The organism is Bradyrhizobium sp. Ghvi (assembly GCF_900115265.1).
Taxonomy (GTDB): Bacteria; Pseudomonadota; Alphaproteobacteria; order Rhizobiales; family Xanthobacteraceae; genus Bradyrhizobium.
This window is the reverse complement of sequence record NZ_FOVU01000003.1, coordinates 689,675-704,182: the sequence shown is the minus strand read 5'-3', so window position 1 is coordinate 704,182 and position 14,508 is coordinate 689,675. Positions and strand designations below refer to the sequence as shown.

Genomic DNA, 14,508 nt, shown 5'->3' with positions numbered 1-14,508 from the left:
AATGCAACCGCTTCCCTTTCGTCAGCATGATCCCGTCGCCCCCAGCTACCGGCGCGGCTGGGTCGACAACGCCATCGCTGCCATCGAAGCCGACCAGTGCCGCACAGCCGACACGCATCTGATCCGACTGATCGTGCCGGCGCTGTCGGGCATCGACCTCTATTTGAAAGACGAGTCCACGCATCCGACCGGCAGCCTGAAGCACCGGCTGGGGCGCTCGCTGTTCCTCTACGCGCTCTGCAACGGCCACATCCGCGAAGGCACGCCGGTCGTAGAAGCCTCGTCCGGCTCGACCGCGGTGTCGGAAGCCTATTTCGCGGAGATGATCGGCGTGCCCTTTTACGCCGTGATGCCGCGCACGACCTCGGCGGAGAAGATCGCCGCGATCGAGCATTATGGCGGCAATTGCCACCTGATTGACGACGGCCGCGCCCTTTATGCCGAGGCCGCCGCGCTCGCCACCCGGCTGGGCGGTCACTACATGGACCAGTTCACTTTCGCTGAGCGTGCCACCGACTGGCGCGGCAACAACAACATCGCCGAATCTATCTTCACGCAGCTGAAGGGCGAGCCGCGTCCGCTTCCGGACTGGATCGTGATGGGGGCGGGCACGGGCGGCACCTCGGCCACCATCGGCCGCTATTTGCGCTATCGCCAATATCCGACGCGGCTGTGCGTCGCCGACGTCGAGCATTCCGCCTTCTTCGATTGCTTCCGCTCGCAGGACCCCTCACATGTTTGCGAACGTCCCTCGTTGATCGAGGGCGTCGGCCGGCCCCGCTGCGAGCCGTCGTTCGTGCCTGGTGTGGTCGACCGCATGATGAAGATTCCGGATGCGGCGACGATCGCGGCGATGAACGTGCTGTCGCGACGGCTGCGCCGCGCCGTGGGCGGCTCCACGGGCACCAATTTCCTGGCGCTGTGCCGGCTTGCCTCGGGCATGCGAGAGGCAGGTCAGACAGGATCGCTGGTGACGCTGATCTGCGATTCCGGCGAGCGCTACCGGCAGACTTATTACGAGCCCACCTGGCTCGTTGGGCGCGGTCTCGATCCGGCGCCGTTCGAGGCGGCCTTGTCGTCGTTTCTGGAGACTGCACAGCCCTTGGCGCTTGCGGTCGAGGACGTCGTCAATCCCCAGAGCCCATGAGGCCGAAGGCTTCGTAGCAGCGCCTTTTCCATTTGCGAAAATGCACCGATGTCACAGCAACTTCACTTGCCATGCGCTCAGACCCGGGCGACGGTCGCCCCTTCTCAACGAGGAGACCCTCCGTGCGCCTTCCCATTCTCGATCCGAAAGAGCTGACCGACGAACAGAAGCCGCTCTATGCCGACATGCAAGCGGGCATCAAGGACCACTTCAAGGGCTTCGTGAACATGCGCGACGATGGCGCGCTGCTCGGCCCCTGGAATCCCTGGCTGCGCGAGCCGCGCTTCGGCAAGCCGGTGTGGGAGCTGGTCAAGGCGATCGCGTCGAACCCGCTGCTGCCGGCGCCGGTGCGCGAGGTCGCGATCCTCGTCACCGGCTCGCATTTCCGCTCCGGCTACGAGCTCTATGCTCACGTGCTGGTCGCCGAGCAGCGCGGCCTTTCGGACGAGAAGCTCGCGACGATCGTCGCCGGACAACGGCCGGTCGATCTTACCAAGCAGGAGGCGGTCGCCTACGACATGGCGTCTGCGCTGGTGAACGGCGGCGTGCTGCCCGAGCTGACCTATCGGGCTGCGGTGAAGGAATTCGGCGAACACGGCGCGGCCGAGCTGTCCTATCTGGTCGGTGTTTATTGCATGGTCTCGGTCACGCTGAATACTTTCGACGTGCCGGTGCCGGATTAATTGCGCACGGCGTAAAGCGGCGTGCGCAGCGTCACCTGGTAGGCCGGCTTCGGCATCCACGCGATCTGTGCGGTGATGCCGAACAGGCGGTTGTCGTTGTCGTCCATGCGGTCAAGGTCGAGCCGCAGGACCGGCTGGGTGAAGGAGTCCGCCAGCGTCCGGCCCGCAAGCTGCGCGCCGCCGAACGACTGCATGCCGAGCCGCCCCGTGAACTTCCAGTTGCTGGGCCATTGGTAATAGCCGCCGGCGTAAAGGATCGTGTTCGGCCGGATACTGGTGAACGGGCTTGCGATCGTGGTGTAAGTGTATTGCACGCCGGCAAGCCAGCCGCGCGTCTCGTCCTCGTCGAGGGCGTAGTCGAACTCCAGGATGTTATTGAACGAATTCGTCATGCCCTGTTCGTTCGGCACCGATTGGGTGAGGGTGGATTGCAGCGTGATGGTCGGGAGCCTGCCGCCGTTCTGCTTGTAAAGATCGGCCTGAAGGCCGATGTTCCAGCTCGTGATGTCGAAGGCCGACCAGCCGCCGCCGATATCGGTGGTCGAGCCCGACACGCCGCCATAGAGCGAGACGCGGTCGCTGACGTCGATGGTGAGCGGCAGATCGACCGCAATCGATTTCGCGGCCGGCAATCCGTTTGGCAGCGTCGCGCCTCGTCGTGCCGCCAGGGCTTCGAACGCGGCCGATAGCGAGGTGTTGCCAAAGCCGAGCCCGAGTGTGCCCGCGGGAATCGTGGCGTAGATCGTGCGCAGGTCGAGGTAGATGTTCGGGACGGCGGGCTTTGCTGGTGTTTCCTCATCCTCGTCGGCGGCGAAGGCGGCGCCGGCTGTCATGGTCAGGCAAAGCAATCCCATCGCGACAGCGCGACAAGCCGTAACCTGCAATGGCCTGCGATGTGACAAGTGACAATCCGACGCGCGGCGCTATGAGGACCAGGAATTGTTAGATGGAACGTGTTCGCCGGTGTGGTCAAGCGGGATCTCCAAGCGGGGAACGCGATGGGTGCCCGTGGCTGTCAAACCGGCACAGTCTCCCGCAAGGGGAGAAGCGAGCATGTGCGTTACTTTTCTACCGCCCGCCGCACCTGCTCGCCGATCTGCGACAGCACGAGCTGCGCCTGCGGCAGGATCGCGCCCATGGCATGGAAATTGTGGACCATGCCCTCATGGCAGACGTGCTCGACCGCCACGCCCGCGGCAAGCAGCTTGCGTGCATAGGCATTGCCCTCGTCGCGCATAGGGTCAAATTCGGCGGTGTGGATGATCGCCGTCGGCAAGCCTGCGAGCCGTGTCGCACGCAAGGGCGAGATGCGGGGATCGGCGGCATCCAGCCCCTCGGGCAGATAGTCGGACAGGTCGGCCTCGATGGTGACGCGATCGATCAGATGCCCTTCCGCAAAAGCCTCGCGCGAGGGTGAGGTCTCCTCGAAATCCAGCACCGGGCAGATCAGGCATTGGGCGACGATCGAGAGGCCGGCGCTCTGCGCTGCCTCCTGGCACACGATCGCAGCCAGCGTCGCACCCGCGGAATCGCCGCCGACCACCAGACGCCCGGCGTCGATGCCGAGCGAGGGGGCTTCGCGCGCGACCCATTCGGTGGCCGCGATGGCGTCGTCGACTGCGGCAGGATATTTGTGCTCGGGCGCCAGGCGATAATCGACCGAAACGAGACGGCAGCCGGTCGCATGCGCCAGCGCGGCCGCGATCCGGTCATGCGTCGCAACGCTGCCGGCCACGAGCCCGCCGCCGTGAAAGAACACGAAGCCCGGCACGCGTTCGCCGGCAGATGCAGGCGAATAGAGCCGATAGGGCAGCTCTCCGCCGGGCCCGGGCAGCGTCCCGTCGGACGCCGTCACGTCAGGCGCCTCGGCGCGGGCAAACTGCATCAGCTTCGCCAGCGATTGCCGCCGCGCCTCGACGCTCGGCCGGCTGCGCGCCGTCGGCGCAGCCGCGGCCATCATGGTCAACAAGCGCTTTGCGAGCGGATCGAGCGGCATGGGGAAGCTCCGTTGCTTGCCCGGCATTATAGCCGGTTTGGTTGCGCCTTTGTCTTGCCTTCCGGAGGGGGGGAGTGGTGCTTCGCCGCAGCAAATCGTTTAGAAGTTGGGACAATTGTGCCCGGATATCTTTCGAAGGGAGGCCTGATATGGTCGAGGTCAAGAAGCCGATCGAATATTCGCCGAGCTGGACCTTCTTCGAGGGCAAATGGCACGATGGGAACGTGCCGATCATGGGTCCGCGTACGCACGCGGCCTGGCTCGGCTCGGTGGTGTTCGACGGTGCGCGCGCGTTCGAAGGCGTCGCTCCCGATCTCGACCGTCACGTCGCCCGCGCCAATCAGTCCGCGACCAATTTTGGCCTGAAACCGGTGGTCGATGCTGGCACCTGGCTCTCGCTCGCCAACGAGGGCATTGCGCGGTTCGCTGCGAATGCCGAGCTTTATATCCGTCCGATGTACTGGGCCCAGAACGGTTCGGGCGGCGGAGTGCTGTTCGACCCCGAGACCACGAATTGGTGCCTGTGCATCTACGAGGCGCCGATGCCGAAGCCAACAGGCAGTGCGATCACGCTGTCGCCGTTCCGCAGGCCCACGGTCGAATGCGCGCCGGTCGAAGCCAAGGCGGCCTGCCTCTATCCGAACAATTCGCGCGCGCTCGCGGAAGCGGCCTCGCGCGGTTTTCAGAATGCGCTGATGCTTGACATGCTCGGCAACGTCGCGGAGTTCGGCAATTCCAACGTGTTCATGGCGAAAGACGGTGTGGTCTTCACGCCGGTGCCGAACGGCACCTTCCTCAACGGGATCACGCGCCAGCGCGTCATCAGCCTGCTCCGCGGCGACGGCGTTACCGTGGTCGAGAAGACGCTGCGCTATGCGGACTTCCTCGCCGCCGACGAAATCTTTTCAACGGGCAATTTCGCCAAGGTCGCGCCGGTGATTCGCATCGACGGGCGCGAACTGAAGCCGGGGCCGCTCTACACCAAGGCGCGAAAGCTCTATTGGGACTTCGCCCATACGGTGAAGCTGGCGGCTTGACGCGAGCTAGCTGCGTCGCCGGAACCGGCTGAACTGAAACGCCTGCGTCGAATGCCAGGGCGTTTGATGCATTTCGCTCCGCGTCTCGACCAGCTCGAACTCCGGCCCGAGCTCGCCTGAAAGGCTCGTGCTGTCGTACCGTTGCACCGGCAAGCCGCTGCATTTTTCCGGCCCGTCGGGGGCAAATGTCGCGATGATGACGTGGCCGCGGGGCGCAACCGCCCTGCGCAGGCGCTCGACGTAAGCGGCGCGGTCGCGCGGATCGGTCAGGAAGTGAAACGCGGCGCGATCATGCCAGACATCATAGGTCTTCGCCGGTCGCCATGTCGTGGCGTCGGCAACGAACCATTCGACTGTCGCGGCGGCAGCGCCGATTCGCTTCTTCGCTGTATCGAGTGCATTGGCAGAGAGGTCCAGCACGGCGAGATTGCGGTATCTGTCGTGCAGAAGGGCATCGGCCAATCGCGACGCGCCGCCGCCGATATCGATGATGGCGGCGCTACGGTCAGGGGTCGCGGCGCGAATCATCTCGAGCGAGATCGCAGGGCTGTCCTGAAACCAGCTGACCTCGGTCTCGCTCTTGGTGGCGTAGACAGTCTGCCAGTGCGTGGTGCGGTCAGACATCGAAGCTCCGGCCTGGCCGGGACGGCAGCGCCCGTGGCGACATCGCAATCAATCGGTCGCTTGCGCGCCCGCGGCGTGCGGACGCGCGAAAGGCCTACTCGTCCTTCTTGGACATCCGCTCGAGGCGTTCCTGCATGTCCTTCATCTGCTGGCGCAGATCGTCGATGTTGGTGTCCTTTGGCGCCTCGGCATTCGCATCGGGCTCCGGCTCCGGAGTGGCCGAACGTGCGGGAGGGGCGAAGGGCTTGAACATCGAGAAGGTTTGCTGGAACAGCTCCATGTTGCGGCGGACCTGTTCTTCCAGCGGGGCAAAGGGCGTGCCGGACAGCGTGTTGGCGATCTGCTTGCGGAACTTCTCCTGCTCCTGGGTCAGGGTCGCGATCGACTGTTCCAGATATTTCGGCACCACCATCTGCATGCTGTCGCCGTAGAAACGGATCAGCTGGCGCAGGAAGGTGGTCGGGAGCAGGTTCTGGCCGGCCTTGTTTTCCTGCTCGAAAATGATCTGGGCGAGCACGGAGCGGGTGATATCGTCACCGGTCTTGGCATCGTAGACCAGGAAATCCTCGCCGTCCTTGACCATGGCAGCGAGATCCTCGAGCGTCACGTAGGTGCTCGTTCCGGTGTTATAGAGCCGGCGGTTCGCGTATTTCTTGATGGTGGTGGGTTGGTCTGATTTCGCCATGGGCTCTCACTTGCAAGCGCGGAGAACAGGAACCTGCAGGCTATGCCGCAGGGCGGGAAGAGTACGCAACGCAACAAAATAAGCATTTTCAAAGGGCTCACGCTACCGTTTTGTGCGGCACGGTTAATTGCAGAGCAAAATCTTGCTTGCGAAAGCGCCAAGAACGCTATTTTGAATGCGCTGCGGCATGAATTCGGTGACCTGCCGATTGACATGGCGCAATGACGTTAACAGGATGCCGTTCGAGACTGGCGAGCCGTTTTCCCAGCCCCGTCTGCCCCCATTGAACCTCAGGAGATGCCCATGTCAGACGATGTCGTCATCGTCAGCGCCGCCCGCACCCCGGTCGGAAGCTTCAACGGAGCCTTCGCGACCCTTCCCGCCCATGACCTCGGTGCCGTCGCCATCAAGGCCGCGCTGGAGCGCGGTGGCATCGAGCCCGGACGGGTCTCGGAAGTCATCATGGGTCAGATCCTGACCGCCGCCCAGGGCCAGAACCCCGCCCGTCAGGCCTCGATCGGCGCCGGCATTCCGGTGGAGAGCCCAGCCTGGGGCGTCAACCAGCTCTGCGGCTCCGGGCTGCGCACGGTCGCGCTCGGCTACCAGGCGCTGCTCAACGGCGATTCCGAGATCGTGGTCGCCGGCGGCCAGGAATCCATGAGCATGGCTCCGCATGCCCAGTATCTGCGCGGCGGCGTCAAGATGGGCCCGGTCGAGTTCGTCGACACCATGATCAAGGACGGGCTGTGGGATGCCTTCAACGGCTACCACATGGGCAACACCGCCGAGAACGTCGCGCGCCAATGGCAGATCACCCGCGCCCAGCAGGATGAGTTCGCGGTCGCCTCACAGCAGAAGGCCGAAGCCGCGCAGAAGGCCGGCAAGTTCAACGATGAGATCGTCCCCGTCACCATCAAGACCCGCAAGGGCGACGTCGTCGTCAGTGCCGATGAATATCCGCGTCATGGCGCCACGCTCGACGCGATGGCCAAGCTCCGTCCCGCGTTCGAAAAGGATGGTACGGTCACCGCGGGCTCGGCCTCGGGCATCAATGACGGCGCTGCCGCCGTGGTGCTGATGACGGCAAAGCAGGCCGCCAAGGAAGGCAAGAAGCCGCTCGCGCGCATCGTGTCTTGGGCGCAGGCCGGCGTCGATCCGAAGATCATGGGCTCGGGCCCGATCCCGGCCTCGCGCGCCGCGCTGAAGAAGGCCGGCTGGAGCGTCGGCGATCTCGACCTGATCGAGGCCAACGAGGCCTTCGCGGCGCAGGCCTGCGCGGTCAACAAGGATCTCGGTTGGGACACCTCCAAGGTCAACGTCAACGGTGGCGCAATTGCGATCGGCCATCCGGTCGGTGCTTCCGGCGCGCGCGTGCTGGTGACGCTGCTGCACGAAATGCAGAAGCGCGATTCGAAGAAGGGCCTCGCCACGCTGTGTATCGGCGGCGGCATGGGCATCGCGATGTGTCTGGCGCGCGACTGAGCTTACACTCGACTGACGGGTGCGCTGCACACGCAGGTAGAGTGCGTTGCACGCGATTAAAAAGGCAGCGGTTGCAAATCAATTATCCTTCGCAACCGCGCGAGCCTCGACTAAATACAAACGCCCGGCTCGACGCCGGGCGTTTTGTTCTTGATGTCCGTCAAACCAACCGCATAATCCGTCATTAAAAAAGATCACCTCAGAAACGTCCGAAGAGTGCAAGGGAAGGAATACGACATGGCACGTGTTGCATTGGTCACGGGTGGTACGCGGGGCATCGGTGCCGCCATCAGCAAGGCGCTGAAGGCCGCCGGCTACAAGGTCGCGGCGAGTTACGCGGGCAATGACGCTGCGGCGGAGAAGTTCAAGGCCGAGACCGGCATCGCCGTCTACAAATGGGACGTCAGCAGCTTCGATGCCTGTGCCGAGGGCGTGAAGAAAGTCGAAGCGGACCTTGGGCCAATTGAAGTGCTCGTCAACAATGCCGGCATCACCCGCGACACCGCCTTCCACAAGATGACGCTGGAGCAGTGGAACGCCGTCATCAGCACCAATCTCGGCTCGCTGTTCAACATGACGCGCCAGGTGATCGAGGGTATGCGTGCGCGCAAGTTCGGCCGCATCATCTCGATCTCGTCGATCAACGGCCAGAAGGGCCAGTTCGGTCAGGTCAACTATTCCGCGGCGAAGGCCGGCGACATCGGCTTCACCAAGGCGCTTGCGCTAGAGAATGCCAAGGGCGGCATCACCGTGAACGCGATCTGCCCGGGCTATATCAACACCGAAATGGTGCAGGCGGTGCCGAAGGACGTCCTTGAGAAGAGCGTGATCCCGCAGATCCCGGCCAACCGGCTCGGCGAGCCCGAAGAGATCGCGCGCGCGGTCGTGTTCCTCGCCGCCGACGAATCCGGTTTCATCACCGGCTCGACGCTGACGGTCAACGGCGGCCAGTACATGGCGTGATGCGATCGCATCACGCTCGATCATAAAGCCCATGCCTCTTCATGCCCGGGGCTTGTCCCGGGCATCTTGGCCTGTCATTCCGGGGCGCCGCGATAGCGGCGAACCCGGAATCTCGAGGTTTCGGGTCCGGCGCTGCGCGCCACCCCGGAACGACGAGGCCTGCAGTTCAATGACTCCCCGCACCGCCACGCTAATCGGACTGACCGCGATTCTGATGTGGTCGCTGCTGTCGGTGATGACTGTGGCGACCGGAAAGATCCCGGCTTTCCAGCTCGCCGCCATGACTTTCGCGATCGGCGGTCTCGTCGGACTGCTGACCTGGGTCGGGCGCGGCGACGCCGCGAAAAGCCTGCGTCAGCCGCTGGTCGTGTGGGTTGTCGGCGTTGGCGGCTTGTTCGGCTACCACGCGCTCTACTTTCTCGCGTTACGCTTCGCTCCACCGGCGGAAGCCGGCCTTCTCAACTACATGTGGCCGCTGTTGATCGTGCTGTTCTCATCGTTCCTTCCAGGTGAGCGGCTTGCATTGCATCACATCATCGGTGCCGTGCTCGGCCTCGTCGGCACCGTGCTGCTGTTCGCCGGCAATACGAGCGGCTTCGCGCCGGGGGCCGTGCCGGGATTGATCGCGGCCTTCATCGCCGCCTTCGTCTGGGCAACCTATTCGGTGCTGTCGCGGCGATTGAAGGCCGTCCCGACCGACACTGTCGCCGGCTTCTGCCTCGCCACATCGGCGCTTGCCGCGCTGATGCATGCTGTGCTGGAAAACACCGTCTGGCCGGAGAGCGGGTTGCAATGGCTTGCGGTGGTCGGGCTCGGCATCGGTCCCGTCGGTGCGGCCTTCTATGCCTGGGATATCGGCATGAAGCGCGGCGATATTCGCGTGCTCGGCGCCGCCTCTTACGCGACGCCGCTCTTGTCGACCGGCTTCCTCATCGCCGCCGGCTTCGCCAAAGCCAGCGCCAACATCGCGATTGCCGCGATCCTGATTGCCGGCGGCGGCCTGATCGCGGCCAAGGACATGGTGCTGCGAAAGCGCTGAGAGTCCTCTAAGGCTCCCAGCCCTTCGGCGCCAGCTCGAACTTTGCGAACTCGAACGCCGGCGCCACGGTGCACCCGACCAGCGTCCATTCGCCTGACGTCTCCGCCATCTGCCATGCGTCCGCCGGAACGATCGCCTGCGGCCGCTCGCCGCTCGCAAGATCGCTGCCGAGGCGCACCTCGTGCTGGGAGCAGCCGGCGTGGGCGATGCGCAGCGTCAATGTGCTGCCGGCATAATAGTGCCAGGTCTCGACCGCATCGATACGATGCCAGTGCGAGCGCTCGCCACGCGCGAGCAGGAAGTAAATGAGGGTCGAGCGCGAGCGGCCGTTGGCGTCGGTGATCTGGTCGCGAAACGTCTCACGGTAATGTCCGCCCTCGGGATGCGGACGGAGTTCGAGTCGTGCGATGATCTCGGCTGCGGTCGGCATCGATCCCCGTCAGACTTCAGAACTTCTTCTTCAGGATTTGTTCTTGCGCTCGCGCAGCTCGCCGAACACTGCGGCAGCATCCGCGCCCTTCATGTGAAGCCTGGCCGCCACCGACGGTTCATCGGCGCGCAGGAACACGTTTGCTCGCTTTTCATCACCGAGCAGTGAGGGGATGGTCGGCTTGTTTTCCGCCCGCAGCCTCGCAACCTCGGCCGCGCGCGCCTGCAGCGCCGCATTGTCGGGCTCGACCGTGAGCGCGAATTTGACGTTGGACGCCGTGTATTCGTGACCGCAATAGAGCTTGAAGTCGTCGGGGAGTGCCCGCAACTTCAACAGCGAGTCCCACATCATCGCATAATTGCCCTCGAACACGCGGCCGCAGCCGATCGAGAATAGCGTGTCGGCGGCGAACAGGGTCTTCTCGGTGTCGAACACATAGGAGATGTGGTCGAGCGTGTGACCGGGCGTCTCCAGCACGCGCCCGAGCAGCGTGCCAACCTTGACCACATCGCCATTGGCGACGCGCAGATCGACGTCGGCGATCTTCGTCGTCTTATCGTGAGGCCCGACGACGCGGCAATTGTATTTCTGCTTCAGCTCGGCGACGCCGCCGACATGATCGCCATGGTGATGGGTGATCAGGATGTCGGTGAGCTGCCAGCCCTCCCGTTCCAGCGCCTTGATGATGGGACCCGCTTCCGGTGCGTCGATCGATGCGGTTGCCTTGGTTTCCACATCGTGGATCAGATAACCGAAATTGTCGTTTAAACAGGTGAAAGTACGAATTTCGGCGGCCATGACTTCTCCATCGCGCTCAGCCCCGTCAGACAAATATGGCGTTAACGTTGCGCAGGCAATGCAATATTCCGCGCGCAGCCGCCGCCCGGCGCATGTTACATTGCCGTCATGACCATCGACGTCGTCGACCTCAGAGAGTTCTACTCCCGGCGCCTCGGCATCGTGGCGCGACAAATGATCAACCGCGGGATCCGCGAGCGCTGGCCGGGCGCCGAGGGCCAGCGTGTGCTCGGCATCGGCTATCCGACGCCCTATCTCGGCCTGTTCCGTGAGGACGCCGAGCGCTGCATCGCCTTCATGCCAGCGGCCCAGGGTGTCTTGAAATGGCCGACCGGGCGGCCGGCGCTGGCCGCGCTGGTTGACGAGTTCTCGCTGCCGCTTCCCGACGCTGCGGTGGACCGCATCCTGCTGGTCCATGCGCTCGAGATGTCGGATGATCCGGCCGCGCTGCTGCGCGAGGTCTGGCGGGTGCTGTCGCCCTCGGGGCGCGTCATCGCGGTGATTCCGAATCGGCGCGGCGTATGGACGCGCAGCGACAACACGCCGTTCGGCCACGGCCGTCCATATTCGCGTTCACAGATCACGGATCTGTTGCGCCAGACCTGGTTCACGCCGACCGCCTGGGGCGAGGCGTTGTTCATGCCGCCTTATGCGGGCCGCTGGGTGCTGAAGTCGGCGCAGATGTGGGAGCGCGCCGGCGCGGCGTTGTCGCTGCCTTTTGCGGGCGTCCATATCGTCGAAGCCACAAAGCAGGTCTATCGCGCCATTCCCGCCAAGCGCGAGCGGGCGCGGCTGATTCCCTCGTTGAAGCCGGTGCTGGTGCCATCCTCGACGGTGACGCGGACCTGAAAACAAATCGTCCCGGCGAAGCCGGGACGATGCAGTCCATGAAGATCAGGAGATTTGGTGTGCTTACTCGCCGGAGGCGAGATCATCGCTGGTCGCGGCTGGAGCTGCTTCGCGCTCGGGGCGCGGGCCGCCATGCGGCCGGCGACGGCGCCGCGGATAACGCTCACCACCACCGCCATTGCCGCCCTCGAAGCCGCCAGGGGCAACGTTCGTCTGCGGCTGCGCGCCGGTGATGAAGGAGGGCAGGCGATCGACGTTGGCGGCATCGCCGACGACGGGCTGGGGCTGGTTCTGCGGTTGCGGCTGCTGATGATATTGGGGCTGCGGACGATGGTCGCGCTCGCGATGCTCGCGCGGCTGCTGCTGATCGCGCTGATAGGGCTGCTGGTTGTCGCGCGGCTGGTAGTCGCGCTGGTGGTGGTCGCGCTGGCCATCGCGGTCACGCGTGAAGGACTGCTGCTGCGGCGGCTGCGGAACGAAGCCCGGCTCCTGGCCGAATGCCGAGAAGTTCTCGCCGTCATCCTCGCCATCGTCGCCGCCGGTGCTGACGGGTTCGTCGCCGCGCGGCTGCTGGTTCTGGCGGAACTGTTCCTGGGCCGCGGCGATCAGGCGGAAATAGTGCTCGGCGTGCTGGTAGTAGTTTTCGGCGGCGACCGGGTCGCCCGAAGAGCGCGCGTCACGCGCAAGCTGAAGATATTTTTCGGCGATATGTGAAGCGGTGCCGCGGATCTTGATGTCTGGGCCGTTCGATTCGTAAACCCGGGTCATCGGGTTCTGGCCGCGCCGGTTGTTGTTATTGTTGTTGTTGTTGCGGTTGCGCATCCGCTGCTTGTTCTGACCGTTTCTCATGTCCTGCCTTTGATTCCAGCCCTAAAGGTTGCACGCATTACTGATTGCCAGGAGTAACCTGCAGACAGCGATTCACAGGCCTCGCGCGCACCGCGCGCAAGGGCGGATTGAACCCTGCCAATGTTCGTCGACCATCGCGTTCAACAAAGACGCGTTCCCCACCCGCCAGCATTCATTGCCAGCGAACCCATTCATATCGCCTGCCGAAATAAGCCCAGCTTTCTTGCGTAAGTCTTCAAGCGCAATATCAGGCTTTCGTTCACTTTGCGGTCGGTAAGCAGCGCAGCTTAACTGGCCATCGCGCTCAACAGGACCTGCGGCTTGGAACCTATAATCAGTAAAGCTCTCGCCCGAGAGCCCGGCTTTCGCCCGTAGGTCTACGGGGCCGGCACCGATGTGTTGACCGGAACGTAGTCGTTCCCACGGGATATTCCAAGAGGTTTTTAGCGCCCAATCCGGCTTTTATGGGGGCATTTTTCGGGCCGACACGGCCCTGGGAATGCCCGCCAAGTCAGCCTTGGGCGGTCTGTCGATCGATAACGCGGCAGCCGCCATCAAAGTTTCAATATCGCCGGCCTGGCCCTGACCGGCCTCGACGACCAGGGCGCCGCCGGGCGCGAGCCGTTCAGCCGCCTGCGGGATCAGGGCACGGTAGGCATCATAGCCGTCATTGCCGCCGTCGAGCGCCAGATGCGGATCATGCTCGCGAACCTCGACACTCAATTTCGGGATTTCCCCGGCGGGAATATAGGGCGGGTTCGAAACGATCAGGTCGAACGGGCCGTGAAGCGCGGCCGCATAGGAGCAGGCAACGAAGGCCGCGCGGTCGGCAAGGCCGAGGCCGGCGGCATTGCCCTTGGCGGTATGAAGCGCGGTCAGGCTAAGATCGGTGCCGACGCCGAACGCATCGGGAATCTCGTGCAGCAGCGCGAGCAGGATGGCGCCGGATCCCGTGCCGATGTCAGCGATGCGCGGGCGCCGTCCCGGCACCGCGCACTCGCGAAAAATCTCGAGCGCCAGTTCGACCACGGTCTCGGTATCAGGCCGCGGCACCAGCGTCGCCTCGGATAGCCGGAACGGCAAGCCCCAGAATTCCCGCACGCCGAGAATGCGGGCGACCGGCTCATGCGCGAGCCTTCGCTGCGCATATCCCTCGAGCCGCGCAGCCTCCGCGGGCGTGAGATATCGCGCCCCCTGCGCGACCAGGCCGGTCAGATCGAGACCCAGCGCGGCGCCGACGAGCAGGCGCGCATCGAGAGACGGCTCCTCGATGCCGGCCGCTTGCAGCCGCGCAGCAAGCGCGCGCCGCGCACGCTCGATGCTGTGTCCGGAATCGAAACCTGCCGCCAAGGGAGCCATCCTGCCTGGCATCGTGGATAGATCGGCAGCCTTGCTTGCGTCAACGGAAAGGAGCGCGTTTGATTGCGTGGCGCAGCGAAGGAGGGATCGCGTGAGTGCTCGATCGAAGCGGGCGACCGAACGTACGGCGTCTGCGGCGCCCTCCAAGGGCGGTGCGATGCGCGAGGCCGACTACACGGCGCTTGCGCAATTCCGCTATCAGCTTCGAACCTTCCTGGCCTTCAGCGAGACGGCGGCTCAGAACGCCGGCCTGACGCCGCAGCAGCATCAGGCGTTGCTGGCGATCAAGGGACTGGCCAGCGGCGATGGCGCCAGCGTCGGCGATATCGCCGGTTTCCTCCTGATCCGGCACCATACCGCCGTGGAGCTGGTGGATCGCATGGCGAAACTGAATCTGATCGGCCGGGAAGCCGATCCGGACGACGCCAGGCGCGTCCTGGTCAAGCTGACGGCCAAGGGCGAACAGAAGTTGCGCTCGCTTTCGCGCATCCATCTGGACGAGTTGAGCGCCGCTGCGCCGGCTCTGGCGAAGATCCTGCGATCGTTCCGGGCCAAGACACGCTGAGG

17 protein-coding genes are annotated in these 14,508 nt (G+C 64.4%); 9 read left to right on the top strand and 8 right to left on the bottom strand.

Annotated elements, in window-relative coordinates:
* Window position 1: 1 nt before the first annotated feature.
* Window positions 2-1,147: a PLP-dependent cysteine synthase family protein gene (locus BM374_RS14590; RefSeq protein ID WP_092293147.1), complete on the top strand. Its 1,146-nt coding sequence runs from the start codon at window positions 2-4 to the stop codon at window positions 1,145-1,147.
* A gap of 122 nt (window positions 1,148-1,269) precedes the next feature.
* Window positions 1,270-1,830 carry a carboxymuconolactone decarboxylase family protein gene (locus tag BM374_RS14585; protein WP_092293145.1) on the top strand — a complete coding sequence of 187 codons (561 nt, stop codon included), beginning with the start codon at window positions 1,270-1,272 and terminating at the stop codon, window positions 1,828-1,830.
* Here the strand turns inward: BM374_RS14585 and BM374_RS14580 are convergent.
* Window positions 1,827-2,663: a hypothetical protein gene (locus BM374_RS14580; RefSeq protein WP_244552589.1), complete on the bottom strand. Its 837-nt coding sequence runs from the start codon at window positions 2,661-2,663 to the stop codon at window positions 1,827-1,829. The genes BM374_RS14585 and BM374_RS14580 overlap by 4 nt on opposite strands.
* A 227-nt stretch (window positions 2,664-2,890) precedes the next feature.
* The gene (locus tag BM374_RS14575) at window positions 2,891-3,826 is read right to left on the bottom strand and encodes an alpha/beta hydrolase (protein WP_092293141.1); all 936 of its coding nucleotides are present in this window, start codon (window positions 3,824-3,826) and stop codon (window positions 2,891-2,893) included.
* A 149-nt stretch (window positions 3,827-3,975) separates the two neighbouring features.
* On the opposite strand from BM374_RS14575, the gene BM374_RS14570 reads away from it, so the two are divergent.
* Window positions 3,976-4,863: a branched-chain amino acid aminotransferase gene (locus BM374_RS14570; protein ID WP_092293139.1), complete on the top strand. Its 888-nt coding sequence runs from the start codon at window positions 3,976-3,978 to the stop codon at window positions 4,861-4,863.
* Window positions 4,864-4,869: 6 nt separating this feature from the next.
* Here the strand turns inward: BM374_RS14570 and BM374_RS14565 are convergent, their stop codons facing one another.
* Both BM374_RS14565 and phaR read right to left on the bottom strand, forming a co-directional pair.
* Window positions 4,870-5,487: a class I SAM-dependent methyltransferase gene (locus tag BM374_RS14565; protein WP_092293137.1), complete on the bottom strand. Its 618-nt coding sequence runs from the start codon at window positions 5,485-5,487 to the stop codon at window positions 4,870-4,872.
* Between the two features lie 94 nt (window positions 5,488-5,581).
* The gene (phaR, locus tag BM374_RS14560) at window positions 5,582-6,172 is read right to left on the bottom strand and encodes a polyhydroxyalkanoate synthesis repressor PhaR (RefSeq protein WP_092293135.1); all 591 of its coding nucleotides are present in this window, start codon (window positions 6,170-6,172) and stop codon (window positions 5,582-5,584) included.
* Between the two features lie 42 nt (window positions 6,173-6,214).
* Here phaR and BM374_RS37875 point away from each other — a divergent pair, with 42 nt between their 5' ends.
* The 4 genes from BM374_RS37875 to yddG all read left to right on the top strand — a co-directional run bounded on the left by BM374_RS37875 (window position 6,215) and on the right by yddG (window position 9,656).
* A complete protein-coding gene (locus BM374_RS37875; RefSeq protein WP_143270191.1) occupies window positions 6,215-6,397 on the top strand; it encodes a hypothetical protein in 183 nt (60 codons plus the stop codon).
* 78 nt (window positions 6,398-6,475) lie between these two features.
* The gene (locus BM374_RS14555) at window positions 6,476-7,654 is read left to right on the top strand and encodes an acetyl-CoA C-acetyltransferase (RefSeq protein ID WP_092293133.1); all 1,179 of its coding nucleotides are present in this window, start codon (window positions 6,476-6,478) and stop codon (window positions 7,652-7,654) included.
* Window positions 7,655-7,891: 237 nt separating this feature from the next.
* Window positions 7,892-8,617: an acetoacetyl-CoA reductase gene (gene phbB, locus BM374_RS14550; protein WP_092293130.1), complete on the top strand. Its 726-nt coding sequence runs from the start codon at window positions 7,892-7,894 to the stop codon at window positions 8,615-8,617.
* A 169-nt stretch (window positions 8,618-8,786) separates the two neighbouring features.
* Window positions 8,787-9,656 (top strand): aromatic amino acid exporter YddG, encoded by an 870-nt coding sequence (gene yddG / locus BM374_RS14545; protein WP_092293128.1) that lies wholly within the window; start codon window positions 8,787-8,789, stop codon window positions 9,654-9,656.
* Between the two features lie 7 nt (window positions 9,657-9,663).
* Here yddG and BM374_RS14540 read toward each other — a convergent pair whose 3' ends face one another.
* The gene (locus tag BM374_RS14540; protein WP_092293126.1) at window positions 9,664-10,086 is read right to left on the bottom strand and encodes a cupin domain-containing protein; all 423 of its coding nucleotides are present in this window, start codon (window positions 10,084-10,086) and stop codon (window positions 9,664-9,666) included.
* Between the two features lie 30 nt (window positions 10,087-10,116).
* Window positions 10,117-10,884: a hydroxyacylglutathione hydrolase gene (gene gloB / locus BM374_RS14535; protein WP_092293124.1), complete on the bottom strand. Its 768-nt coding sequence runs from the start codon at window positions 10,882-10,884 to the stop codon at window positions 10,117-10,119.
* A 108-nt stretch (window positions 10,885-10,992) separates the two neighbouring features.
* On the opposite strand from gloB, the gene BM374_RS14530 reads away from it, so the two are divergent.
* The gene (locus tag BM374_RS14530) at window positions 10,993-11,733 is read left to right on the top strand and encodes a methyltransferase domain-containing protein (protein ID WP_092293122.1); all 741 of its coding nucleotides are present in this window, start codon (window positions 10,993-10,995) and stop codon (window positions 11,731-11,733) included.
* A 63-nt stretch (window positions 11,734-11,796) separates the two neighbouring features.
* Here BM374_RS14530 and BM374_RS14525 read toward each other — a convergent pair whose 3' ends face one another.
* Both BM374_RS14525 and prmC read right to left on the bottom strand, forming a co-directional pair.
* Window positions 11,797-12,582, bottom strand: a complete 786-nt coding sequence (locus BM374_RS14525) for a DUF4167 domain-containing protein (protein ID WP_092293120.1) — start codon at window positions 12,580-12,582, stop codon at window positions 11,797-11,799.
* A 462-nt stretch (window positions 12,583-13,044) separates the two neighbouring features.
* Window positions 13,045-13,941, bottom strand: a complete 897-nt coding sequence (gene prmC / locus BM374_RS14520; RefSeq protein ID WP_092293118.1) for a peptide chain release factor N(5)-glutamine methyltransferase — start codon at window positions 13,939-13,941, stop codon at window positions 13,045-13,047.
* A 157-nt stretch (window positions 13,942-14,098) separates the two neighbouring features.
* Here prmC and BM374_RS14515 point away from each other — a divergent pair, with 157 nt between their 5' ends.
* Window positions 14,099-14,506, top strand: a complete 408-nt coding sequence (locus BM374_RS14515; RefSeq protein ID WP_244552588.1) for a MarR family winged helix-turn-helix transcriptional regulator — start codon at window positions 14,099-14,101, stop codon at window positions 14,504-14,506.
* The last annotated feature ends 2 nt before the right edge of the window (window positions 14,507-14,508 follow it).